Annotated in this window: 19 protein-coding genes; 10 read left to right on the top strand and 9 right to left on the bottom strand. The window is 71.8% G+C overall.

The genetic code is table 11. From position 1 onward, the window contains the following. Positions 1 to 35: 35 nt before the first annotated feature. Positions 36 to 1,751, top strand: a complete 1,716-nt coding sequence (locus E0H26_RS07120; RefSeq protein WP_131302354.1) for a serine/threonine-protein kinase — start codon at positions 36 to 38, stop codon at positions 1,749 to 1,751. A 9-nt stretch (positions 1,752 to 1,760) separates the two neighbouring features. On the opposite strand, the gene E0H26_RS07125 is transcribed toward E0H26_RS07120, so the two are convergent. Continuing rightward, entirely contained in the window at positions 1,761 to 2,432 is a 672-nt protein-coding gene (locus E0H26_RS07125) for a potassium channel family protein (RefSeq protein WP_131302357.1), read from the bottom strand. Further along, the gene (locus tag E0H26_RS07130; RefSeq protein ID WP_131302360.1) at positions 2,422 to 3,756 is read right to left on the bottom strand and encodes a TrkH family potassium uptake protein; all 1,335 of its coding nucleotides are present in this window, start codon (positions 3,754 to 3,756) and stop codon (positions 2,422 to 2,424) included. The genes E0H26_RS07125 and E0H26_RS07130 overlap by 11 nt, the downstream gene beginning before the upstream one ends. Positions 3,757 to 3,900: 144 nt before the next feature. On the opposite strand from E0H26_RS07130, the gene E0H26_RS07135 reads away from it, so the two are divergent. After that, on the top strand, positions 3,901 to 5,025 hold the full coding sequence (locus tag E0H26_RS07135; RefSeq protein WP_131302363.1) for a glycerophosphodiester phosphodiesterase: 1,125 nt from the start codon (positions 3,901 to 3,903) through the stop codon (positions 5,023 to 5,025). A 369-nt stretch (positions 5,026 to 5,394) separates the two neighbouring features. Here the strand turns inward: E0H26_RS07135 and E0H26_RS07140 are convergent, their stop codons facing one another. Further along, on the bottom strand, positions 5,395 to 5,589 hold the full coding sequence (locus tag E0H26_RS07140) for a hypothetical protein (protein WP_131302366.1): 195 nt from the start codon (positions 5,587 to 5,589) through the stop codon (positions 5,395 to 5,397). 500 nt (positions 5,590 to 6,089) lie between these two features. Between E0H26_RS07140 and E0H26_RS07145 the strand changes: the two genes are divergently transcribed. The 5 genes from E0H26_RS07145 to E0H26_RS07165 are packed head-to-tail and all read left to right on the top strand — an operon-like array spanning position 6,090 to position 10,775. Then, the gene (locus E0H26_RS07145) at positions 6,090 to 7,295 is read left to right on the top strand and encodes a substrate-binding domain-containing protein (RefSeq protein WP_131302369.1); all 1,206 of its coding nucleotides are present in this window, start codon (positions 6,090 to 6,092) and stop codon (positions 7,293 to 7,295) included. Between the two features lie 6 nt (positions 7,296 to 7,301). After that, on the top strand, positions 7,302 to 8,045 hold the full coding sequence (locus E0H26_RS07150) for an ABC transporter ATP-binding protein (RefSeq protein ID WP_131302372.1): 744 nt from the start codon (positions 7,302 to 7,304) through the stop codon (positions 8,043 to 8,045). Beyond that, the gene (locus E0H26_RS07155; protein WP_206024913.1) at positions 8,045 to 8,770 is read left to right on the top strand and encodes an ABC transporter ATP-binding protein; all 726 of its coding nucleotides are present in this window, start codon (positions 8,045 to 8,047) and stop codon (positions 8,768 to 8,770) included. Before E0H26_RS07150 ends, E0H26_RS07155 begins: the two co-directional genes overlap by 1 nt. After that, the gene (locus E0H26_RS07160) at positions 8,770 to 9,660 is read left to right on the top strand and encodes a branched-chain amino acid ABC transporter permease (RefSeq protein ID WP_131302375.1); all 891 of its coding nucleotides are present in this window, start codon (positions 8,770 to 8,772) and stop codon (positions 9,658 to 9,660) included. The genes E0H26_RS07155 and E0H26_RS07160 overlap by 1 nt, the downstream gene beginning before the upstream one ends. Further along, positions 9,657 to 10,775, top strand: coding sequence for a branched-chain amino acid ABC transporter permease (locus tag E0H26_RS07165; protein ID WP_131302378.1), 1,119 nt, complete (start codon positions 9,657 to 9,659; stop codon positions 10,773 to 10,775). The genes E0H26_RS07160 and E0H26_RS07165 overlap by 4 nt, the downstream gene beginning before the upstream one ends. A 48-nt stretch (positions 10,776 to 10,823) precedes the next feature. Here E0H26_RS07165 and E0H26_RS07170 read toward each other — a convergent pair whose 3' ends face one another. Beyond that, on the bottom strand, positions 10,824 to 11,609 hold the full coding sequence (locus tag E0H26_RS07170) for a hypothetical protein (protein WP_131302381.1): 786 nt from the start codon (positions 11,607 to 11,609) through the stop codon (positions 10,824 to 10,826). Positions 11,610 to 11,721: 112 nt separating this feature from the next. On the opposite strand from E0H26_RS07170, the gene E0H26_RS07175 reads away from it, so the two are divergent. Next, positions 11,722 to 13,893 (top strand): RecQ family ATP-dependent DNA helicase, encoded by a 2,172-nt coding sequence (locus tag E0H26_RS07175; RefSeq protein ID WP_131302383.1) that lies wholly within the window; start codon positions 11,722 to 11,724, stop codon positions 13,891 to 13,893. Between the two features lie 247 nt (positions 13,894 to 14,140). After that, positions 14,141 to 15,088: a hypothetical protein gene (locus E0H26_RS07180; protein ID WP_420812801.1), complete on the top strand. Its 948-nt coding sequence runs from the start codon at positions 14,141 to 14,143 to the stop codon at positions 15,086 to 15,088. A 15-nt stretch (positions 15,089 to 15,103) separates the two neighbouring features. On the opposite strand, the gene E0H26_RS07185 is transcribed toward E0H26_RS07180, so the two are convergent. The 3 genes from E0H26_RS07185 to E0H26_RS07195 form a co-directional block, all read right to left on the bottom strand. Beyond that, the gene (locus E0H26_RS07185) at positions 15,104 to 15,520 is read right to left on the bottom strand and encodes a helix-turn-helix domain-containing protein (protein ID WP_131302386.1); all 417 of its coding nucleotides are present in this window, start codon (positions 15,518 to 15,520) and stop codon (positions 15,104 to 15,106) included. A 118-nt stretch (positions 15,521 to 15,638) separates the two neighbouring features. Then, complete coding sequence (locus E0H26_RS07190) at positions 15,639 to 16,865, bottom strand: class I SAM-dependent methyltransferase (RefSeq protein WP_131302389.1); 1,227 nt, start codon at positions 16,863 to 16,865, stop codon at positions 15,639 to 15,641. 164 nt (positions 16,866 to 17,029) lie between these two features. Beyond that, positions 17,030 to 18,760: a DEAD/DEAH box helicase gene (locus E0H26_RS07195; protein ID WP_131302392.1), complete on the bottom strand. Its 1,731-nt coding sequence runs from the start codon at positions 18,758 to 18,760 to the stop codon at positions 17,030 to 17,032. 381 nt (positions 18,761 to 19,141) lie between these two features. Between E0H26_RS07195 and E0H26_RS07200 the strand changes: the two genes are divergently transcribed. Further along, positions 19,142 to 19,795, top strand: coding sequence for a ferritin-like fold-containing protein (locus E0H26_RS07200; RefSeq protein WP_131302395.1), 654 nt, complete (start codon positions 19,142 to 19,144; stop codon positions 19,793 to 19,795). A 3-nt stretch (positions 19,796 to 19,798) separates the two neighbouring features. Here the strand turns inward: E0H26_RS07200 and E0H26_RS07205 are convergent, their stop codons facing one another. Together E0H26_RS07205 and E0H26_RS07210 are read right to left on the bottom strand one after the other, a co-directional pair. Further along, positions 19,799 to 20,026, bottom strand: a complete 228-nt coding sequence (locus tag E0H26_RS07205; protein ID WP_013736008.1) for a DUF3107 domain-containing protein — start codon at positions 20,024 to 20,026, stop codon at positions 19,799 to 19,801. Between the two features lie 63 nt (positions 20,027 to 20,089). Continuing rightward, positions 20,090 to 20,728 carry a TetR/AcrR family transcriptional regulator gene (locus tag E0H26_RS07210; RefSeq protein WP_131302398.1) on the bottom strand — a complete coding sequence of 213 codons (639 nt, stop codon included), beginning with the start codon at positions 20,726 to 20,728 and terminating at the stop codon, positions 20,090 to 20,092. Positions 20,729 to 22,549: the final 1,821 nt, after the last annotated feature.

Genomic DNA, 22,549 nt, shown 5'->3' on the forward strand with positions numbered 1-22,549 from the left:
TGTAGGTACCCTCACGTCGGGCAACAACGCCGACCATGGGTCCAGGGGCAGGCAAGGGCGCTCAGCTGCTTGGTGAGCGGTACCGGTTGATCGAGCAACTCGGCACGGGCGGGATGTCCGTGGTCTGGCGTGGCTACGACGAGGTGCTCGGTCGGCAGGTCGCGGTCAAGGTCCTCGCCTCGCGGCTGGCCAGCGATCGGGTGTTCCGGCACCGGATCCGCAGCGAGGCCCAGGCGGCGGCCCGGCTCTGCCACCCCAACATCACCAACGTGTACGACTACGGCGAGTCCCAGCAGGTCGGACTGACCGTGCCGTACGTGGTGATGGAGCTGGTCGACGGCGTTGCGCTGACCGCGCGGCTCGCCGGGCAGGGCAGCGTGCCGTGGCGGGAGGCGGTGACGATCGCGGCCGAGGTGGCGTCCGCGCTGGCCACCGCACACGCCCGTGGGGTGGTGCACCGCGACGTCACCCCCGGCAACGTGATGCTCACCTCGACCGGAGTGAAGGTGGTCGACTTCGGCATCTCGGCGTTGGTCGGGGAGAGCGAGAAGGGCGCGGACGGCACCCTGCTCGGTACGCCCGCCTACCTCGCCCCGGAACGGCTCGACAACGGCCAGGTCAGCCCCGCCACCGACGTGTACGCGGTGGGACTGCTGCTCTACCGGATGCTGACCGGACGGCTGCCCTGGCAGGCGGAGACCACCACGCAGATGCTGCGGGCCCACCTGTACCGCGAACCCGAGCCGATGCCGACGATGCCGGAGTTGCCCGCCGGGGTCGCCGACCTGGTCCACCGCTGTCTGGCCAAACGGCCGGCGGACCGGCCGGGCACGGCCGAGCTGGCCCGGACCCTCGCCGAGGCGGTCGGCAAGGTGCCGAGCGTGCCGGTGCCCGTTGCCGGCCAGCGGACCCATCCGATACTGCTGTCCAGCGTCGGCACCACGATCCTGCCCTGGTCGGTGGCGACCGACGCGCTGCCGCTCGCCGGCCTGCGTACCGGCCGGCGGTTGGACCGCCGACGGCGGGTCGAGGCGGCGGTGGCCGCCGTCGCGTTGATGGCCGTCACGGCGGCGGTGTGGGGGGTGACCTCGCGCAGCCCGGCCAGCGGCGGCATCGACCAGCCGGCCCAGGCCCGCATCGGTGGCGAGCAGCGGATTCCGTGCCAGGTCTCGTACGCCCTGCGCAAGGATTCCGGCAAGGACTTCACCGCCGAGTTGAGCCTGACCAACACCAGCGACCGGGAGTTGCCGGACTGGACGGTGCGGTTCGCCTTTCCTGGCGGCCAGCAGGTGACCGGCGCGAGCCCGGGGCCGGCCCGCCAGCAGGGGCAGGCGGTCGCGGTGCAGCCCGCCCCGGGGCGTCCCGGCCTGGCGCCCGGTGCCACCGAGAAGCTGCACCTGACCGGGACCTACACCGGTACGAACCCGCTGCCGGTGGAGTTCCGGCTGGGTGAGGTGCGATGTGGGGTGCAGGTGTCCGGCATCGCCGGCAGCGCCCCGACTCCGGCGAAGCCGGTGCAGGCCGCCGCCGGTAAGGCCGGTTCGGGCGGCTCGGACAAACCCAAAGACAAGCCCAAAGACAAGCCCAAAGACAAGCCGAAGGAGAAGCCCGGGAAGAAGGGCAAATCTGAGAAGGATCAGCCGGAGAAGGGCAAGCCGGCCAAGGGCACCCCGGCGAAGGGGAAACCGGAGCAGGCCAAGGCGGGCAGGCGGGGCAAGCCGGACCGGACTCCACCGGGCCGGGGTGCCTAGCGCGGTTGGTCAGGCCAGCGCGGCGAAGCCCTGGACGTGCTCGATCGTCCCCTCGACGATGAGGATGTCGTCGGAACCGAGTTCCAGGCCGTCGGAGACGTAGCGGTACTGGTGGTCGGTCGGCGGCTTGATCCCGATGATCCGTACCCCGTAACGGTCGAGTAGCCGTATCTCGCTGACGGTCCGTCCGACCAGCGGTGGGGGGACGCGCATCTTGGCGATGGCGAAGGCGTCACCGAACTCCACGAAGTCGAGCATCCGGCTGACGATCAGGTGGGCCAGTCGCTCCCCGGTCTCCTTCTCGGGAAAGATCACGTGTTGGGCGCCGACCGCGGACAGGATCTTCGAGTGCTGCGTCGAGGTGGCCCGCGCCCAGATCTGCGGTACGCCCAGTTCGACGAGCGCGAGCACGGTGAGCACGCTGGCCTCCACCGAGGCGCCGATGGCCACCACGACCCGGTTCAGGTCGGCCACGCCGAGTTGGCGCAGCGCCAACTCGTCGGTGGAGTCGGCCTGTGCCACCTGGTCGAGTTGAGCCGACCACCGCTGCACCTGTTGCGGATTGCGGTCGATGGCCAGCACCTGGTGACCCAGCGCGCTGAGCGATTCGGCCAGGCGGGAGCCGAACCGACCGAGGCCGATCACGGCGATCCCGCCGGAGTCCGGGTTCTTATCCGACAATGGGACGCTCCTCTGGGTAGCGGTAGAGCCGGCGCCGCGTGTTCAGGGCGATCGCCGAGCCGAGGGTGAGGGGCCCGACCCGGCCGATGTACATCAGCGCGATCAGCAGGAGATGACCGGCGTCGGACAGGGCCGCCGTCACGCCGACCGAGAGGCCGGTGGTGCTGAACGCCGAGGTCACCTCGAACAGCGCCGCGTAGAACGGCAGGTGGTTGGTGAGCGCGATCAGCACGGCGGTGCCGGCGGCCACGATCGCGACGCTCAGCAGGGCGACCGTGAGTGCCTGCCGCTGGCTGGCGGTGGCCAGCCGGCGGTGCCCGACAGTGACGTCCGGCTCGCCGCGAAGCTCCGTCCAGATGACGAACGCGAGCAGGAAGAAGGTGGAGACCTTGATCCCGCCGGCGGTGCTCGCGCTGCCGCCACCGATGAACATCAACCCGGTCAGCAGCGGATAACTCTCCTCGCGGAGCATGGTGGGCGGCACCACCTCGATCCCGCCGGTACGGGACAGCGCGATCTGGCTGAACGCGGCGAGCACCTTGTCGGGGATGGTGTATCGGCCGATGGTCCGCGGGTTGGCCCACTCGATCAGCAGGAAGACCACGAAGCCGAGGAGCACCAGGACCGCGCTGCCCCAGATGGTCAGCTTCGTGGCGACTGCCCAACGCGCCGGTCGGCGCCACTCGCGGACCGCCTCGAACAGGGCCGGGAAGCCGAGCCCACCGATGATGCTGCCCATCGCCAGCGGCAGGCTGACCCACGGGTCGCGGGAGAAGGCCAGCAGTCCGTCGGGGTAGAGCGAGAAGCCGGAGTTGTTGAACGCCTGGATGGCGTGGAAGCTGGCCGACCAGAGGGCGCGCCCCAGCGAGTAGTCGTAGCTCAGCCAGAGCCGCGCGGTGACGATGGCCGTCATCACCGTCTCGCAGGCCAGCACCGTCGCCCCGATGTGCAGCAGCAGGCGACGCAGGTTGCCGAGCCCGTACTCCAGGGTTTCGGCCTGCACCAGCATCCGGTTGTGCAGGCCGAGCCGCCGGGACACGGTCAGGATCACCAACGCGGCGCCGGTCAGGATGCCGAGCCCGCCGAGTTGGGTGAGCACGGTGATGACCACCAGACCGGAGTCGGACCAGTAGTGCGGGGTGTCGACGACGGCCAGCCCGGTCACCGAAACCGCCGAGGTGGAAGTGAACAGGGCGGTGACGAACGGCGTGTACTCGTGGTGGGTCGTCATCGGGGACAGCATCAGCAGGCCGGTGCCGATCAGGATCGCCACCAGGAAGCCGAACGGCACCAGCCGGACGGGGTGACGAAGTAACCGGCGCACCTAACAATCTTCTGATTTCACCTGATTTCGGGTCGCGGAAATCAGAATCCCGAGGATTCACCGAATGGTCAGGCGTGGACCAACTTTCGGTCAGCCCGGCCCGGTCTGCTGAGCCGGTTCCCCTTCGACATCAAGGAGACCGCGTTGCGACGTACCCTTTCCGCCCTCGGTGTCTCGGTGGCCCTGCTCGCCGCCGCCGTGGTCACGCCCACCGTGGTCGCCTCCGCGAAGCCGGCGGCCGACCCGGACCGGGCCCGAGTCGGCGACCAGCCCATCGTCATCGCCCACCGGGGCGCCAGCGGCTACCGGCCGGAGCACACTCTGGAGGCGTACCGGTTGGCGATCCGGATGGGCGCCGACTACATCGAACCGGACCTGGTCACGACCGCCGACGGCGTGCTGGTCGCCCGGCACGAGAACGAGATCAGCGGTACGACCGACGTGGCGACCCGCCCCGAGTTCGCCGACCGTAGGACGACGAAGACCATCGACGGCGTGCCGGTGACCGGCTGGTTCACCGAGGACTTCACCCTGACCGAGCTGCGTACGCTGCGGGCCAAGGAGCGGCTGCCGCAGGTACGGGTCGCCAACACCGCCTTCGACGGGCAGTTCCAGGTGCCCACCTTCCAGGAGGTGATCGACCTGGCCAAGGCCGAGAGTGCGGCGCGCGGCCGGGTGATCGGGGTCTACCCGGAGACCAAGCACCCGACGTACTTCGCCTCGATCGGGCGGCCGCTGGAGGAGCCCCTGGTCGAGGTGCTGCGCCGGGCCGGCTGGGCGACGCGGAACGCGCCGGTCATCATCCAGTCCTTCGAGACCGCGAACCTGCGACGGCTGGACCGGATGACCGACGTCAAACTGGTGCAGTTGCTCGACGCCTCCGGCCGCCCGTACGACTTCACCGTCTCCGGCGACGCCCGCACCTACCGTGACCTGGCCACCCCCACCGGCCTCAAGTGGATCGCCCGGTACGCCGACGGCATCGGCGCGAACAAGAACCTGATCGTGCCGCGTGACCCGGCCGGCAAGCTGCTCGCCCCGACCACCGTGGTGCGGGACGCGCACCGGGAGAAGCTCGTCGTGCACGCCTGGACCTTCCGGGCGGAGAACCAGTTCCTGCCGGTGGACTTCCGTATCGGCACCGACCCGAACGCCCGCGGCGATATCCAGGCCGAGTACGAGTTGTTCTACCGCCTCGGCCTGGACGGCGTCTTCGCCGACCACCCCGACACCGCAGTGGCCGCCCGCGCCGGTCTACCCCGCCGCTGACCTCCGCTGCCGCATGATCACGCTCGATCCGGTCGCCCTCCCGCTGATAACCACGGCGGTGCTGGCCAGGTTGCGGGAGGCCCGGCGGTGGGCGTACGGCGCTCGATCGTGATCGTGTTCCCACTCGGCGCCAGCGGCTGCCAACTCGCTACGCCGCCCCGCTAAATCTTGGACAGTTTCCGTTGGCCGCTAACGGAAACTGTCCAAGATTGCGCGTGCCCCGCGCCGGGATCGCGCAGCATCCGGGCCACAGATCCACCGAGGTGGAGACCAGCAAGATCCTGTTCCCGCGCAGTGGGCCGGCGGGCATGAGGACGAGGTGACCATCGGGTCGGCCCGGCCTGACCGGGCCTCGACGGCGAGGAGCACTCAGCGCCGCGACTCTCGATCGTCCGATCCGGATTTCAGGCCGGCGTTGACGAACGTGATGCCGAGGAGCACGCCGATGCCGGCCAGGACCATCGCGGCCGTGATGATGTCGATCGTGAGCGCCAGGCCGACCAGCGCCAGCCCACAAACTGCGACCAGGAACGCGCCGCCTCTGACCAGGTTGTTGTCGACCAAGGTCGACCTCCACTCAACAGGAGGATCGTCACGACTTCGGGGTAACGGGCGGTCGGCGTCAGTCGGGGGAGGGTTGTCGCCGCGACCCTATCGTGCGAGGTGCCTCCAACCGCACGGCCGCCGGGCTGCCGGGCTGCTTCGAGCCGCACGGCCGCCGGGTTGCCGGGCTGCTTCGAGCCGCACGGCCACCGGGTTGCCGGGCTGCTTCGAGCCGCACGGCCGCCGGGCTGCTTCGAGCCGCGCGGCCGCCGGGTTGCCGACTCGATCGGGCGCGTGCGCCGGCGGTAGTGGGGGGTGGCGACACAGGGGTGCCGGGGGCCGTGGGACGGCTGGCCATGGTCTCGCCGGTTGGTCACTGTCTTGTCATCGTCGTTGTCACCGGGCGCCATCCACCTCCGGTTACTTGTGTGTTTCCGCCACATAGCTCGTGGGTGACGTCACTTCTAGCGTGAGCCGACACATAAGGTTTCCCTCCCTCTGAGTCCTCACGTGGAGTCGCAATGACGGTCCGGACGACACGGCGGGTGTTCCTGTCCGCCGCAACGATGATGGCCGCGGCGATGGTCGCCACGGCCTGTGGCAGCCCGCAGGACACCGCCAACGGCGGTGGCGACAGCGCCGCGCCGGTGAAGGTTGGTCTGGTCTACTCCCAGTCGGGAGCGCTGGCCAGTTACGGAAAGCAATATATTGAAGGGTTTCGGGCTGGCCTGGACTTCGCCACCGGTGGCACCAACAAGGTGGGCGACCGGGCGATCGAGATCACCGAGGTCGACGACGCCGGTGACCCGGCCAAGGCGGTCTCCGCGGCCAAGGACCTGATCGGCAAGGGCAACAAGATCATTGCTGGTTCGACCGCGTCGGGTGTGGCGCTCCAGGTCGCCCCGATCGCCGCGCAGAACAAGGTGCTGTTCATCTCCGGCCCGGCGGCCACCGACGCGGTGACCGGCGCGAACAAGTACACGTTCCGCTCCGGGCGGCAGTCGTACCAGGACGTGGTGACCGCCAAGTCGTTCATCGGCGACCCGACCGGCAAGAAGGTCGTGGTCTTCGCCCAGGACGGTGCGTTCGGCGACGCCAACGAGGCGGCCGTCAAGGCCGTGATCGGCGGGGCCGGCGCGACCGTCAGTGCCGTCCGGGCGCCGGCCAGCGCGACCGAGTTCACCCCGTTCGCCAGCCAGATCAAGTCCGCCAAGCCGGATCTGCTCTTCGTCGCCTGGGCCGGCACCACCGCCCCGGCCATGTGGCAGACCTTGGACCAGCAGGGCGTGCTCACCTCCACCACGGTCGTCACCGGCCTGGACATCCGCGCCTCCTGGCCCACCTTCGGCGCGGCCGGCAGCAAGATCTCCTTCCTGTCGCACTACTTCGACGGAGCCAGCGACACCGAGGCGGCCAAGGCCGCCAAGACGAAGATCCCCGGCGGCACCCTCGACCTGTTCCATCCGGACGGCTTCGCCGCCGCGCAGATGGTGGTCCGGGCCGCGCAGGAGGGCGGCGACGACGTCGAGAAGATGATCACCGCGTTGGAGGGCTGGAGCTTCGAGGGCGTGAAGGGCACCATGACCATCCGCGCCGAGGACCACGCGCTGCTCCAGCCGATGTACCAGGCGAGCCTGACCGGCAGCGGCGACACCTTCACCGCGGCCGCCCAGAAGGCGCTCAGCGGTGACGAGACCGCGCCGCCGGTCCAGGCGATGAAGGGCTGAGTTCCGATGCTCGCCACCCACGGTCTGACCTGGCGGATCGGTGAGGTCGCCATCGTCGACTCCGTCGAGATCGACCTGGCACCCGGGGAGTTCCTCGGCGTGATCGGGCCCAACGGCGCCGGCAAGACCTCACTGTTCAACCTGATCACCGGCCTGCGTCGGGCCACCGAGGGCCGGGTCACCCTGGACGGGCAGGACATCTCCGCCCTGCCGCCGTACCGCCGGGCCCGGCTCGGGCTCGGGCGTACCTTCCAGGCGTCCTCGGTCTTCGGCTCGCTCAGCGTGCGGGAGAACGTCCGGCTCGCCGTGCAGGCGCACCGTGGGGGCTCGATGAAGCTGTGGCGGCGGGCGGCGGCCGACCGGGAGGTGGCCGCCGCCGCCGACGCGGCGCTGCACCGGGTCGGCCTGGCCCACCGGGGTACGACGCTGGCCGGCACCCTCGCCCACGGCGAGAAACGCAAGCTGGAGATCGCCCTGCTGCTGGCCGGCGAACCACGGGTGATGCTGCTGGACGAACCGATGGCCGGGGTCAGCGCCGAGGACGTCCCCGAACTCGTCCAGGTCATCCGCTCGCTCACCGGCGACAGCGGCCGGTCGGTGCTGATGGTCGAGCACCACATGGACGTGATCCTGGAGTTGGCCGACCGGATCGCGGTGATGCACCACGGCGCCCTGCTGGCCTGCGACACCCCCGAGACGGTGATGGCCAACCCGACCGTGCAAGAGGCATACCTGGGGGAGTCGCTCTGATGGAGCCGATCTTGACCGTCGAGGAGCTGTCGGTGCGGATCGCCGGGCTGCACATCCTGCAAGGGGTGTCGTTCACGGTCGCGCCGACCGGGGTCACCGTGCTGCTGGGCCGCAACGGGGTGGGCAAGACCACCACACTGCGCGCCCTGGTCGGGCTCACCCCGCGCAACGGGGAGGTGCGCGGCACGGCCCAGATGGGCAACCGCGCCCTGCTCGGCCAACCGACCCACCGGCTGGTCCGCAGTGGGCTCGGCTACGTGCCGGAGGACCGCTGCGTCTTCGCCGGACTCACCGTCGCGGAGAACCTGCGGCTCGCCGAGCGGCGCGGCAGCACTCCGGCGTACGACCGGGTGTTCGCGCTCTTTCCCGAGCTGGACCGGCGGTCCCGGCAGCGGGCCGGGTCGCTTTCCGGCGGGCAGCAGCAGATGCTCGCCATCGGTCGGGTGCTGATCAACGACAACCGGCTGCTGCTGGTCGACGAGCCGACCAAGGGGTTGGCGCCGAAGGTGGTGACCGAGGTGGCCGAGGTGCTGGAGCGGGTCGCGGAATCCGTGCCGGTGCTGCTGGTCGAGCAGAACCTGGCCGTGGTCCGGCGGCTGGCCCACGACGCGGTGGTGCTGGCCGCCGGACAGGTCGCCTGGACCGGCAACGCCCAGGAGTTGTTGGCGGAGACCGAGCTGACCCGGTCGCTGCTCGGCGTCGGCTCGGCGGAGGTGCACCACTGATGGACGCGGTCATCCTGCTGACGCTGACCGGGCTCGGTCTGGCGGCGCTCTACTTCCTGGTCGCCTCCGGCCTGTCGCTGGTTTTCGGCCTGGCCGACGTACTCAACTTCGCGCACGGGCTGTTCCTCGGCGTCGGGGCGTACGCCACCTGGTGGGCGGCGGGGAACCTGCCCGGCGCCGGCCCCGACGGCCTCGGTTTCGTGGTCGCGGTCGCCTTCGGGGTGGCCGCCGGCACGCTGATGGCGGTGCTGGTCGAGCTGGTGCTGATCCGGCCGCTCTACAGCCGCACCATCGAGCAGGTGCTGGTCACCGTCGGGCTGTCCCTGGCCGGGGTGGCACTGTTGCAGGCCACCTGGGGTGCGGACGCCCGTCCGTTCCCGCGCCCGGAGTGGACCCGTCAGGTGACCACGATCCTCGGCGCGCAGGTACCCAACGGCGGCCTGCTGCTGATCGTCGCCGCGGTGCTGGTGCTCGGCGCGATCCTGGCCTTCCTCCAGTGGACCCGGTACGGCCTGATCATCCGGGCCGGGGTGGAGAACCGGGAGATGGTCACCGCGCTGGGCATCGACGTACGCAAGGCGTTCACCCTGGTCTTCGCCATCGGCGGAGCGGCGGCGGCACTGGCCGGGGCGCTGGGCAGCGTCTACTTCGGCACCGTCTCGCCGCAACAGGGCGGCTCACTGCTCATCTTCGCGTTCATCGTGGTGGTCATCGGCGGGATGGGCTCGGTGGTCGGGTCCGCGTACGCGGCGGTCGCGGTCGGGCTGCTGCAACAGTTCGTCAACTACTACGGCACCTCCGGGCTGGGCGACATCTGCGTGGTCGCGCTGCTGGCCGTGGTGCTGCTGCTGCGCCCGCAGGGCATCGCCGGAAAGGTGGCTACGGCATGACCGAGGTCAAGAGTCCCGAGGCGCCTTCGGCGGCGGTGCCGTCGGAGCTGACCACCGAGTCGACCCGCTGGTCACGGCTCCGCCCGTTCCTGCCGCTGGCCGTGCTGGCCGTCGCGCTGATCCTGCCGTACTCCACGCTGCACCTGCCGGGCATCTTCGAGGGGGCGCTGAACTCGCCGGGCACGCTGCAACTGCTCGCCGTCTGCCTGGTCTTCGGCGGCCTGGCGGCCGGCTACGACCTGCTGTTCGGGCGGACCGGGATGCTCTCCTTCGGACACGCGCTCTACTTCGCGGCCGGGGTGTACGGCACCGACATCCTGATCACCCGGGCCGGGCTGCCGCTCTGGCAGGCCGCGCCGCTGGCGATCGTCGGCGGGACCATCCTCGCCGGACTGATCGGGGCGGTGGCGCTGCGTACCGTCGGGATCGCCTTCGCCATGGTGACGTTGGCCTTCGCCCAGGTCGGTGCGATCCTGGTGGCCCGCGACTTCGGTGGGCTCACCGGCGGTGAGGAAGGACTTCCGCTGGACGTGTCGGGCGTGCCGGCCGGGCTGGTCGGGGTCGCCAACACGGTCAACCTGTACTGGCTGGCGCTGGCATACCTGGTCGTGGTGGTCTTCGTGGTGCACCGGGTCAGCGGCTCGCCGACCGGACGGGTACTGGCCGGGCTGCGCGACGACGAGCGGCGCATCGGCGTGCTCGGGCTCGACCCGTACCGGTTCAAGCTGGTCGCCTTCACCCTGGCCGGTGGCCTCGCGGCGGCCGGCGGGGTGGTCTACTGCCTGATCGTCGGCGGCGCCTCGCCGCACATCACCAGCAGCGAGCTGACCCTGTCGCTGCTGGTGATGGTGGTGCTCGGCGGTCCCGGTACCCGGTGGGGGCCGGTGCTGGGCGGCATCCTCTACATGTACCTGGACCACCGGCTGGTCTCCGTCGGCAGCTCCGGTGCCATCGACGCGCTACCGGCCTTCCTGAGCCGGCCACTGTCGCAGCCGCTCTTCGTCCTGGGCACCGTCTTCATCCTGGCCGTCTACTTCTTCCCCGGCGGCCTGGCCAGCCTCGCCCCCCGACTGACCCTCCTGCGCAACGCGCTGTCGCCGCGCCGACGGGGGTGACGATCAGGTTGGCGGGGCGCACAACGGCGTGTCGCCCCGCCAACCTGATCACCCGTTGAGCAGTTCGTACGCTGCGGTCGGCGCCGACTGGGCCTCGTCGTCGGTGAACGCGACGATCTCGGGGGCGTTGCCGAAGTCGAAGTACTCGACCACGTACTCCGACGCCTTCTGCTTGCCGGCCGCCGGGATTTGCAGGGTGAACGAGTTGAGGTTGCCGTCCGGGGCGACGACGGCGGTGAACGGGATCGGCTCCACGACGTCGCCGAGGGGCGCCACCCCCTCCAGGGCGTCCACCAGTTCCGGCTGGGCGGACAGGTCGACCACGCCGGTGTACGTCCCGCCCTCGCCGGCCTGGACGTCGGTGGCGGCGCGGATGATCACCTCGACGTTGCCCGGGTCGGTGCCCTCGTAGCTCGGCAGGGCGTCCGGACCCTCGATCTTCGTCGGGTCCAACTCCATCCACTTGGTGGGCAGCTTCATCAGCTTCTGGATGTCCTGCGCACCCTTGAAGTTGACCTTCATCCAGGTCCGTGACTCCACCATCCGGAAGGACATCTCCAGGGTGAATTCCTTGTCCTTGGTGACGGTGTCGATGTCCATGCCCCGGTTCACCGGGTCGACCACGCCGGAAACGTCACCCGAGGTGTCGCTGGTGGTGAAGCGGAAGGCCGCGTCCTCGGCGGTCGGCACCGCCGCCAGCAGCTCCTGCTTCGGGTCCGGCGGCGCCGCCTCCGGCTTGTCGTCGCAGCCGGCCACCAGCGCGGCGGTGAGCAGGGCCACTGCGGTGACCGCGATCCGCCGGCTCGCGACGGTGGTGCCGGTTCGCTGTGTCATCTCGTCCTCTCTCACTGATCGAACGGCATCGTATGCCAGCCTGCCCGGACCTGCCGGCGGGCTCGACCGCCCGTGCTGTGGGCGAGACGGCGCACGCTGGTAGAAAGGCCGGATGAGCCAGGAACGCACGGTGGTCCGAGAGCGGGCCGAGGGGGTGCTGCGGCGCCTGGCCGGCGCGCACGCCCGACTCCGCGAGGATCAGTGGCGGGCGATCGAGGCGCTGGTGGTCGACCGGCGGCGGGTGCTCTGCGTGCAACGCACCGGCTGGGGCAAGTCGGCGGTCTACTTCGTCGCCACCGCGCTGCTGCGGGACCGCGACCGACCGGAGACAGCGGCCAGTGGACCGGCCAGCCACACCGGACCGACGGTCATCGTGTCACCGTTGCTGGCCCTGATGCGCAACCAGGTGGACGCGGCGCAGCGGGCCGGCATCCGTGCCCGGACCATCAACTCCGCCAACCTCGACGAGTGGGACGAGATCACCGCCGAGATCCGGGCCGGTGCGGTGGACGTGCTGCTGATCAGCCCGGAACGGCTCAACAACCCGGACTTCCGGGACGGGGTGCTGCCCAAGCTCGCCGCCACCACCGGCCTGCTGGTGGTGGACGAGGCGCACTGCGTGTCCGACTGGGGGCACGACTTCCGGCCGGACTACCGCCGGTTGCGCACCTTCCTCGGCAACCTGCCGGAACACACGCCGGTGCTGGCCACCACCGCCACCGCCAACGCGCGGGTGACCCGGGACGTGGCGGAGCAACTCGGCACCGAGTTGAATGCCCAGCGGTCCGACGTACTGGTGCTGCGCGGCAGCCTGGACCGGGAGTCGCTGCGGCTGGGCGTACTCGACCTGCCGAGCCCGGCGTACCGGCTCGGCTGGCTCGCCGACCACCTGGACCGGCTCCCCGGCTCGGGGATCGTCTACACGCTGACCGTCGCCGCGGCGACCGAGACCGCCGAGTTCCTGCGGTCCCGGGGCTGGTCGGTGGCGGCGTACACCGGCCAGGCCGAGGACGCCGACCGCCGCGCCGCCGAGCAGGACCTGCTCGACAACAAGATCAAGGCGTTGGTGGCGACCAGCGCGCTCGGGATGGGCTTCGACAAGCCGGACCTCGGCTTCGTGGTGCACCTGGGCGCCCCACCCTCGCCGATCGCCTACTACCAGCAGGTCGGCCGGGCCGGCCGAGCCGTCGAACACGCCGAGGTGCTGCTGCTGCCCGGCGCCGAGGACGTCGCCATCTGGCGGTACTTCGCCTCACTCGCCTTCCCGCCGGAGGACCAGGTCCGCGCGGTGCTCGCCGCCCTGGACCCGGACCGGCCACTCTCCACCCAGGCCCTGGAACCGCTGGTCGACCTGCGCCGGGCCCGGCTGGAGTTGATGCTCAAGGTGCTCGACGTCGACGGCGCCGTCCGCCGGGTACGCGGCGGCTGGCTGGCGACCGGCGAACCCTGGGTCTACGACGAGCCCCGGTTGCGCCGCGTCGCCACCGCCCGCGCCGCCGAGCAGCAGGCCATGCTGGGGTACGCCGCGACGACCGGATGCCGGCTGCGGTACCTGCGCGAGTGCCTGGACGACGCCGGGGCTCTCGACTGCGGCCGGTGCGACCGCTGTGCCGATCCGCTGTTCCCGGCGGAAGTGTCACCGGCCGCGCTGACCGCCGCACAGACCTTCCTCGGCCGCCCCGGCGTGCAGATCGCACCCAAGAAGCTCTGGCCGACCGGATTGGAGACGGTCGGCGTACCGCTGAAGGGGCGCATCGCCCCGGCGGAGCAGGCACTGCCCGGCCGCGCCGTGGGCCGGCTCTCCGATCTCGGCTGGGGCGACCGGCTGCGGGGCCTGGTCGGGCCGGGTACGCCGGACGGCCCGCTCCCCGACGATGTGGCGGATGCCGTGGTCGAGGTGCTCAAGGCGTGGGCGCACGGGGACGACCCGTGGCCCAGCCGCCCGGTCGGGGTGGTCTCGGTCGACTCCCGCAGCCACCCGGTGCTGGTCGGCTCGCTGGCCGAGCGGATCGCCACCGTCGGGCGTCTGCCGCTGCTGGGCCGGGTGACCGTGGCGGGGCCGACCGATGCGCCACGCGGCAACAGCGCGCAGCGGGTACGCGCCCTGCACGGCACGCTCACCATCCCCGCGCCGCTCGCCGCCGCCCTGTCCGCCCTGTCCGGCCCGGTCCTGCTCGTCGACGACCTGGTCGACTCGGGCTGGACGCTGACCATGGCAGCCCGCGAACTCCGCCAAGCCGGCGCCCCCGCAGTCCTCCCCCTGACCCTCGCCCAAACCACCTAACCCTCCCTCCCCGCCCCTCCCTCCCCCGCGATCTTGCACTTTCTGTCGGGGCACAACGGGTGAATAACCCATAACGGCGACCTAAAGTCCAAGATCGCGGAGGCTAGGGGCGTGGGGGTGAGGGAGGCGAAGGGCGTGAGGGTGAGGGTGAGGGAGGGTGGGGAGTAGGGGTGGTTACGGTGGGTGCGTGGGGGAGCGGGAGGTTGAGGTGCCGGTGGTCGGGGCGGTGCGGGAGGCTGAGCGGGGCGTGGGGGGAGCGGCGGCGGGGGAGGTCGGTGAGGGTGGCGCGGTTTCGGCGGTGCCGGACCGCGCGACGCTCCGGTTGGCTCTGGTGGTCGGCGGGCTGGTGCTGGCCGTGTTGCTCGGGTTCGGGCTAGGGCGGATCAACAGTGGCGGTGCCACGCTGGCGGGCGGGTTGCCGGACAGCGCGTTGGCCGACCACACCCACGCACCGGGGACCGGCGCCCACGCCCACGACGCGGGGCAGGCCGAGGCGGGTGGCCTGGCGGTCAGCCAGGCCGGCTACACCCTCACCCCACTGTCCGGCGAGTTCACCGCCGGGCAGACCGGTGAGCTGCGGTTCCAAATTCGGGACGGGCAACGCCGGACGGTGACCCGGTTCGCGGTGGTGCACGACAAGCCGATGCACGTCATCGTGGTACGCCGGGACCTGACCGGCTACCAACATCTGCATCCGACCATGGCGGCCGACGGCACCTGGTCGGTGCCGCTGACCCTGCCGAGGCCGGGCATCTGGCGGGCGTACGCCGACTTCACCGCCCTCGCCGACGACGGCCGGCAGACCGCGACGACCCTCGGCGTGGACCTGGTCGCACCCGGTGGGTACGCACCACGAGCCCTCCCCGCCCCGGCGACCACGACCACGGTCGACGGGCTGACCGTCGGCTACCAGGGCGGCCCGCAACCCGGCCTGACCGTGCCGGTGAGTTTCCGGGTCACCGGGGCGGACGGCACCGGCCCGGCGCTGGAGCGGTACCTCGGGGCGTACGGCCACCTCGTCGCGTTGCGTGCGGGGGACCTCGGCTACCTGCACGTACACCCGGAGTCGGAACTCGTGGACGGGGCGATCCAGTTCTGGCTGACCACACCCGGACCGGGGCGGTACCGCCTCTACCTGGACTTCGCCACCGGAGGGAAGGTACGCACCGCCGAGTTCACGGTGATCGTGCAGTAGACGGCTGGCCCGGTGTCAGCCGGCGCGGCGGATCGGCCGGCGGGCGAGGTAGCGCAGCAAGTCACGGATGTGGTGCTTCTCCTCGGCGGGCACGGCCGGATCCGCCAGCCGTTGCAGGATCACCCGCACGTCCGCCTCGACCGGGCCCTCGCTGCCCCGCCGCCACGGTCCCGAGCCGGTGTCGGGCAGGCCGAGCGCACGGAAGGCCGCCGCCACCGGCAGGTCCAGGGCGGCGCAGAAGCCGCGTACCTTGGCCAGTTCCGGGTAGTCCTGCCAGTCGCCGGCCAGCCAGCGGAAGACGGTGGAACGACCGACGCCGGTGTGCGCGGCCAGATCGGTGACCGTCCACCCACGTTCCTCGCGGGCGTCGTCGATAGCTCGGCGCACGAAGCGCGCGAACGCCATCTGCGGCGATACGTCTGCCGAACCCATCCGGTGGGTCTTCCCTCCCGACCGGCACCCGACGGTGCGTTCTTCGAGAGTAGTACGGGACGGGCGGGAAACAATTGACTGACCGACCAGATGGTCCCGGTGGCGGGACCGGACCCGCCTAGCGGTCCGCTGCGGCCTGCGTGAGCAGGGTTTCCAGCCGGGGTGTGATTCGCCACTGCGTGATCAGTTCCCGGTATTCCGCACGCTGCTCGTCGGTGGGGGCGGCATCCGTGCGGCGGGCCCGGATGAGCAGATTGCGCGGGGTGTGCGCGGAGTCGACGAACTCGACCACCTCGGCCCGGTACCCGTGCAGCCGCAGCAACCCGGCACGCAGCGCGTCGGTGACGACGTCCGCGAAGCGCTCCCGCAGGATGCCCTGCCGGACCAGCAGCGCGTACGGCGATGGCGCGCCACCGGCGCGCAGTTGTGCCGCGACGTCGTGGTGGCAGCACGGCGCGGCGAGCACCCACCGCGCGCCCCAGCGCACCGCCCGGGCCAGCGCCTCGTCGGTGGCGGTGTCGCAGGCGTGCAGGGCGAGTACGAGATCGGGTGCCGGTTCGACGACCGCGTCGGCGATGCTGCCGGCGACGAACCGCACCCGGTCCGCCCAGCCGAGCCGCTCGGCCAACTCGGTGTTACGGCGGCGCTGGTCCTCGCGTACGTCCACGCCGACCAGTTCCACGTCCAGCCCTCGCTGGGTGAGATACCGGTACGCGGCGAAGGTCAGGTAGGCGTTGCCGCAGCCGAGGTCGACCACGCGCAGCGGACCGGACAGCCCGTCGGGCAACGTGGCCACCAACGCCCGCAGGAACGCGTCCACCTGCCGCCGCTTGGCCGCCGAACCGCCGATCTCCGCGAAAATCGGGTCACCGGGGTCGAGCAGGTACTCCTTGGCCCGGTCGTGCCCGCCCGGCGCGGCGGCGCGCCGCTGCTGGCCACCGGCCGGCTCGTCACCGCTGGCCGGGGCTGGTCGGCCGTCACCGGCCCGGCTCGGCCGCGTCGATGCCGCGCGGTGCAGTTGCGCCTCACCTGACTTGGTGACCCGCAGTTGCAGGGTGCTGTCGGCGGTCTCGACGTGCCAGTTGCCGAACGGCTCGGCCAACAGCGCCTCGACCGCCGCGTCCGACTCCGGGCCCGGCGCCACGTTGCGGGTGTACGGTCGGGCGCCGTCGGAGGTGGCGATCTGCAACCGGGGACCGGCCTTGAGCAGCACCGGCCGCAGCTCGGCCCGGACCACCGAAGGACGCTGACCACGCCGCCGACCGGCGGCCACGGCCCGGGTCAGCTCGGGACCGAGCAGCATCGAACGGACCTCGGCCAGGGCGGCGTCCAACGGTACGGGCATGACTCCATCTTCCATGTCGGTCCGGCTCGTCCCGCCACCAGCCGGCGCGCTGGTCACCGCCGCCACGGTCACCCTCGACACGGGATCGAGTGGCCTGGCGGTCGGAGTGAAACCAAACGGCCGCACCGCCCGAGGAGGGCGGTGCGGCACGGGTGTGGCTGTGGTCAGTCGGTCGCTTCGGCTGCCGTACCGGCGGTGGATGCGGCGCCACGACGGCGCCGCCGGCGGCGGGGCCGTGCTGCCTCGCCGGCGGCACCACCCTCGGTGCCCGTGCCGGTCTCGGCGGCGGCGGTGCCGTCGCCGGCCGTGGTGGCCGCGTCGACGCCGGCAACGACCTCGCCGGCCCGGCGGCGCCGGCGTCGCCGGGGAGTACGGGTGTCCTCGCTGGTCAGCTCGCCGGCCTCGGTGGCTTCCGGCCCGGCATCGCCGTCCTGCGGGGAGCGGCCCCGTCCGCGACCGTCGCCGCGTCCGCTCGCGCCGCGCTCACCGGATCCGCGTCCGCCTGCGGCACGGTCACCGTCACCGGAGCCACGGCCCCGGCGCCGCGTGCCACGCGGCTCGCCCCGGCGTGACCGGCCCCCGCCCAGGTCCTCCTCGACCTCGGCGGCCAGTCCGGCGCGGGTGCGCTCGGCGGTCGGCAGAGTGCCGGTGACCTCGGTCGAGATGTGCAGCTCGGTGTAGAGGTGCGGGGAGGTGTGGTACGTCTCCGGCGGCTCGGGCATGTCCAGCCCCAGCGTCTTGTCGATGATCCGCCAGCGCGGCATGTCGTCCCAGTCGACGAAGGTCACCGCGACGCCGGACGCGCCGGCCCGGCCGGTACGACCGATCCGGTGGGTGTACGTGTCCTGGTCTTCCGGGCAGTCGTAGTTGATGACGTGGGTGACGCCGCTGACGTCGATGCCCCGGGCCGCGACGTCGGTGGCGACCAGAGTGTCGATCTTTCCGGCCCGGAACGCGCGCAGGGCCCGCTCACGGGCACCCTGCCCGAGGTCGCCGTGCACGGCGGCGACGGCGAAGCCGCGGAAGTCGAGGTCCTCGGCGACCCGGTCGGCGGCGCGCTTGGTCCGCGTGAAGATCATCGTCAGGCCACGGCTCTCCGCCTGGAGGATCCGGGCGACGATCTCGATCTTGTTCATCGAGTGGGTGCGGTAGACCAGCTGCTCGGTCTGCGGCGACGGGCCGGTCTCCGCGGTGTGCCCGGCGTGGATCGTGATCGGGTGGCGCAGGAAGCGCCGGGACAGCGTCACGATCGGGTCCGGCATGGTCGCCGAGAAGAGCATGGTCTGCCGGTCCTCCGGCAGCATCGCCAGGATCCGCTCGACGTCGTCGAGGAATCCCAGGTCGAGCATGCGGTCGGCTTCGTCCAGCACCAGTGCACGTACCCCGTGCAGGCGCAGGTGCTTCTGCTTGGCGAGGTCGAGCAGGCGGCCCGGGGTGCCGACGAGGATCTCCACGCCCTTGCGCAGCGCGTCGACCTGCGGCTCGTACGCCACACCGCCGTAGATCGGCAGCACGCGTACGCCACGGGTGCGGCCGGCCGCCGCGATGTCCTTGGCGACCTGGATGCCCAGCTCGCGGGTGGGGACCACGACCAGCGCCTGGGGCAGTCCGTCACCGCCCTCGCCGGGCGCGAAGACCCGCTCCAGCAGTGGTACGCCGAAGCCGAGCGTCTTGCCGGTGCCCGTCGGGGCCTGCCCGATCAGGTCGGCGCCGCGCAGCGCGATCGGCAGCGCGTACTCCTGGATGGCGAAGGCGCGGGTGATGCCGGCCGCGGCCAGCGCGTCGACGGTCTCGGCACGTGCGCCAAGCTCGGCGAAGGTCGGTGCCTCCGGTCGGACCGGGGCGGTAGGGGCCAGTTCCTGGCCGTCGGTGAGGTCTTGAATCGGCTCACTCATATGGATTTGGGGGTGCCCTCTCGTGGGTGCGCCCCGTCATGTCTTCAGGGCGCGTTCGGTATGGCGCGGGCCACACGGTCGGCGGCAGAAAGCCGAGCGGACCGGGCCGCACGCGCGCCGCGGGGCCGGACTTCGGCCGGGATCGACTGCGACTCCGGCCGGATCGGCACCTACGGCAACTCCTCCATGCTACCTGAACGGGCCAAACGCGGTACTGATTCCGAACCGGCAAGCGTCACTGGGCAGGCTTCCATGTGATGTGTATCACCGGGCGGTCGCGATGTCGACGGGCTCGCGACGGCCGAAAGCCCCATGAGTGGCCGGTCGCGTGCGGACCGCCGGACATTCCGGTGCGTCCCGCTTGGGCGGTAACCTGCGCGGGTGTCCGCCTCCACCGCGCCCGGCCCCGCCGTGGTCGATCTTCTCGCCCTGGTGGCCCTCGGCGAACTGCTCGCCTTCGAACGGATGGCGGCCGACGCCCGGCTCGCACCCGATCTGCGTCGTCGGGCGGCGTTGAGCGAGATGGCCGCCGCCGAGATCGCGAACTACCGGCGCCTGGCCGACCGGCTCGCCGCGCTGGGCGTACTCCCCGACGACGCGATGGCGCCCTACGTCGAGCCGTTGCAGGCGTACCACGACTCCACCGAGCCGCGTGACTGGGCCGAGGCGGTCACCAAGGCGTACGTCGGCGACGCCATCACGGACGACTTCCTCCGGCACATCGCTGACGCGCTGCACGAGCCGGAGCGCCAACTCGTGCTCGACGTGCTGCACGAGTCGCGGTACGCCCAGTTCGCCGCCGCCGAGATCCGCCTCGCCATCGCGGCCGACCCGAAGGTGGCCGGCCGGCTGTCGATGTGGGCCCGGCGTCTGGTGGGTGAGGCGCTCTCCGAGGCGGGGCGGGTGGCCGCAGCCGACCGTGGGGCGCTCACCACCTTGATCATGCAGGGCGATCAGGTGGACGTGGCGGGATTGTTCCGGCGGCTGACCGACGCGCACACTGCGCGGATGGCCGCCGCCGGACTCAACAACTGACCGTCAGCGGACGGTGAAGCCCACCGCCCGGGGAGACGCCTCGGCGATCTCGACGTAGGCGACCTTGCTGACCGGCACGATGATCCGCCGGCCCTTCTCGTCGGTCAGGGACAGGGTGCCCTCGCCCCTGGCGACGGCGTCGGTCACGATCCGCTCGATCTCGGCCGGCGATTGCGCGCTCTCCAGGACCAGTTCGCGGGGCGCGTACTGCACGCCGATCTTGACCTCCACTGTGCCTCCTCCGTCGGGCGAAATGGCCGCCGTGCGAAGGCTATCCGATCACAAGCGGGTTGTTCAGGCTGACTCACCTTGCAGCGGAAAGCTGGCGATGCCCCGCCAGGAGAGGGCGGCGACCAACGCCTCCGCCTCGGCCTTGGGCACCTGGCGGCCACCGGCCAACCAGAACTGCGCGGCGGTCTCGGCGGCGCCGACCAGACCGGAGGCGAGCAGTTCGGCGTGGGCGCGGCTGACCCCCGTGTCGGAGATGATGGTGTCCGTAATCGCCGCGATGCAGCCCTGCTCGACCCGTTCGACCCGTTGCCGTACGGCCGGTTCGTTGCGCAGGTCCGACTCGAAGACCAGCCGGAACGCCTCGCTCTCGTGGTCGACGAAGTCGAAGTACGCCCGCACCGACGCGCTGACCCGCTCCTTGTTGTCGGTGGTGCTGGCCATGGCGTCGTGCACTTTTGCGACGATGGCGTCACAGTGCGTGTCGAGCAGGGCGAGGTACAGCTCCATCTTCCCCGGGAAGTGCTGGTACAGCACCGGCTTGGAGACTCCCGCCCGCTCGGCGATGTCGTCCATTGCTGCGGCGTGGTAGCCCTGCGCGACGAACACCTCCTGAGCTGCGGCGAGCAGCTGCTTGCGGCGCGCCGAACGAGGTAGGCGCGTGGGCCGGCCGGCGGTCTGGGCGCCGTTCCCCACAGCGGTCATGGGAACCTCCGAGATTGTCGTACGGGTCGGCATTTCACCCGAACCGGTCAGAGCCTGGGTGGCCCCTCGCGGAATTGGCCCGCCGCTGTAACTTATCGCCACTGTCGCCACACGGTAGCCTCAGCGGGGGCGACCAAGGAGCGCGCGGTGAGTGAAACAGGACAGTCCGGTGCTGCCACCCCGGGAGAGCACGGCGACGGTACGGGTCAGCGGGATGACCTGGCCCGTTCCGGCAACGGGTGGGCTCCACCGACGGGCGACTGGTCCTGGAGCGCGGAGGCCCCCCAGGACACCGGGGAGAGATGGCGCGTCATCCCACCGCCGTCGGGTTGGTCCACCGCGTCGCCACGCTACGCCGATCTGCCGGCTCCGGTAGGTGATCCGGCACAGTCGGAGCGCTCGGAGCGGGTCAACGGCCATCATCAGCTCAACGGCGTACATCATCCGGCGGACGATCCTTCCGGCTGGCACGCCCCGGTGAGCGCGCCACCCGGCCCGCGTGATTCCGGACACGAGCCGGGCCAGGAACGGCTCGTGCTGCCAGCACAGCGTCCCGTACCAGCCAGCGAGCGGCCCGCGCCGCCGACCGGCGCGCTGCCGACCTCCGCGCCGCCCGTTGGTGGCCTGCCGACCTCCGCACCGCCCGCTGGTGCGCTGCCGACGTCCGCGCCGCCCGTTGGTGGCCTGCCGACGTCCGCGCCGCCGGCTGGTGGCCTGCCGACCTCCGCACCGCCGGCGATGCAGGTGCCACCGGTCGGCACTGCCGCCTCGGGTTTCGAGATGCCGCCCGGCCTGCATGCGCCGTCCGGCGAGCGGGGCGGGGACGAGTACGCGGGCGGTCAGCCGTACGGGTGGGGCGACCCCTACCGAACCGCACCGAGCGCAGAGCCCCGGTCGGTGCCGGCCGACCCCGCCGCCGCAGCAGGTGATCAGGCGCCCACCGACTCGGCCGGTCCACGGTCGGCAGAGCCGCCAGCGGCCGAAACCGAGTGGCCGAGCTGGGCCCGGTCCGGCCCGCCCAGCGACTGGGCGCCGGCATGGGCGCAGCACGAGGGCGACCCGTCCGGCCGGCGTTCGCGTGAGACGCCGGGCCAGACCTGGGCCCACGAGCCGAGCCGGCCGTACGAGCCGGTGCGCGCCGAGTCGACCCGCCCCTACGAGGCGGTACGCGTCGAGCAATCCCGGCCGTACGAGCCGTCCCGGTCGGCCGCCGGCCACGGCCCGGAAGCCGTGGCGCCGCAGACCCCACCCGGTCGGGCCGAACAGCCTGCACCCGGTCGGGCCGAGCAGACCCCACCCGGTCGGGCCGAACAGCCTGCACCCGGTCGGGCCGAGCAGCCTGCACCCGGTCGGGCCGAACAGACCCCGCCCGGTTGGGCCGAGCAGCCTGCACCCGGTCGGGCCGAGCAGCCTCCGCCCGGCCGGCCGGACTGGGCGGTCGCGCCGACCAGTACCCCGCCGGCAGCGGAGCGGCCCGCGTGGGGCCCCCGAACGGTCGACGAGTCGCCGGCAGTCGGTGCGGCTGGTGAGCGTCCGGCGTGGGCCGCCCGGCCGGTCAGCGCGGCCCCAGCTGACGAGGGCCTGCCCTGGGGCTCGCGGGCGGCCGGCCAGCCGCCGGCCGAGGAGCGGCTGCCCTGGGGCCTTGGCCCGGCCAGTGCCCCGCCGGCCAGTGCCCCGCCGGCCAGTGCCCCGCCGGCCAGTGCGCCGGGCTACTGGGAGGCCCCGCCCGAGCCCGGCCCGGCACCGTCGACGTCCGAAGTCAGGCCGCTGTCGGACGCCGGGCCGCTGTCAGAGGCCAGGCCCCTCTCCGACGCCAGGCCG

The organism is Micromonospora zingiberis, assembly GCF_004331455.1.
GTDB classification, from domain to species: Bacteria; Actinomycetota; Actinomycetes; order Mycobacteriales; family Micromonosporaceae; genus Micromonospora; species Micromonospora zingiberis.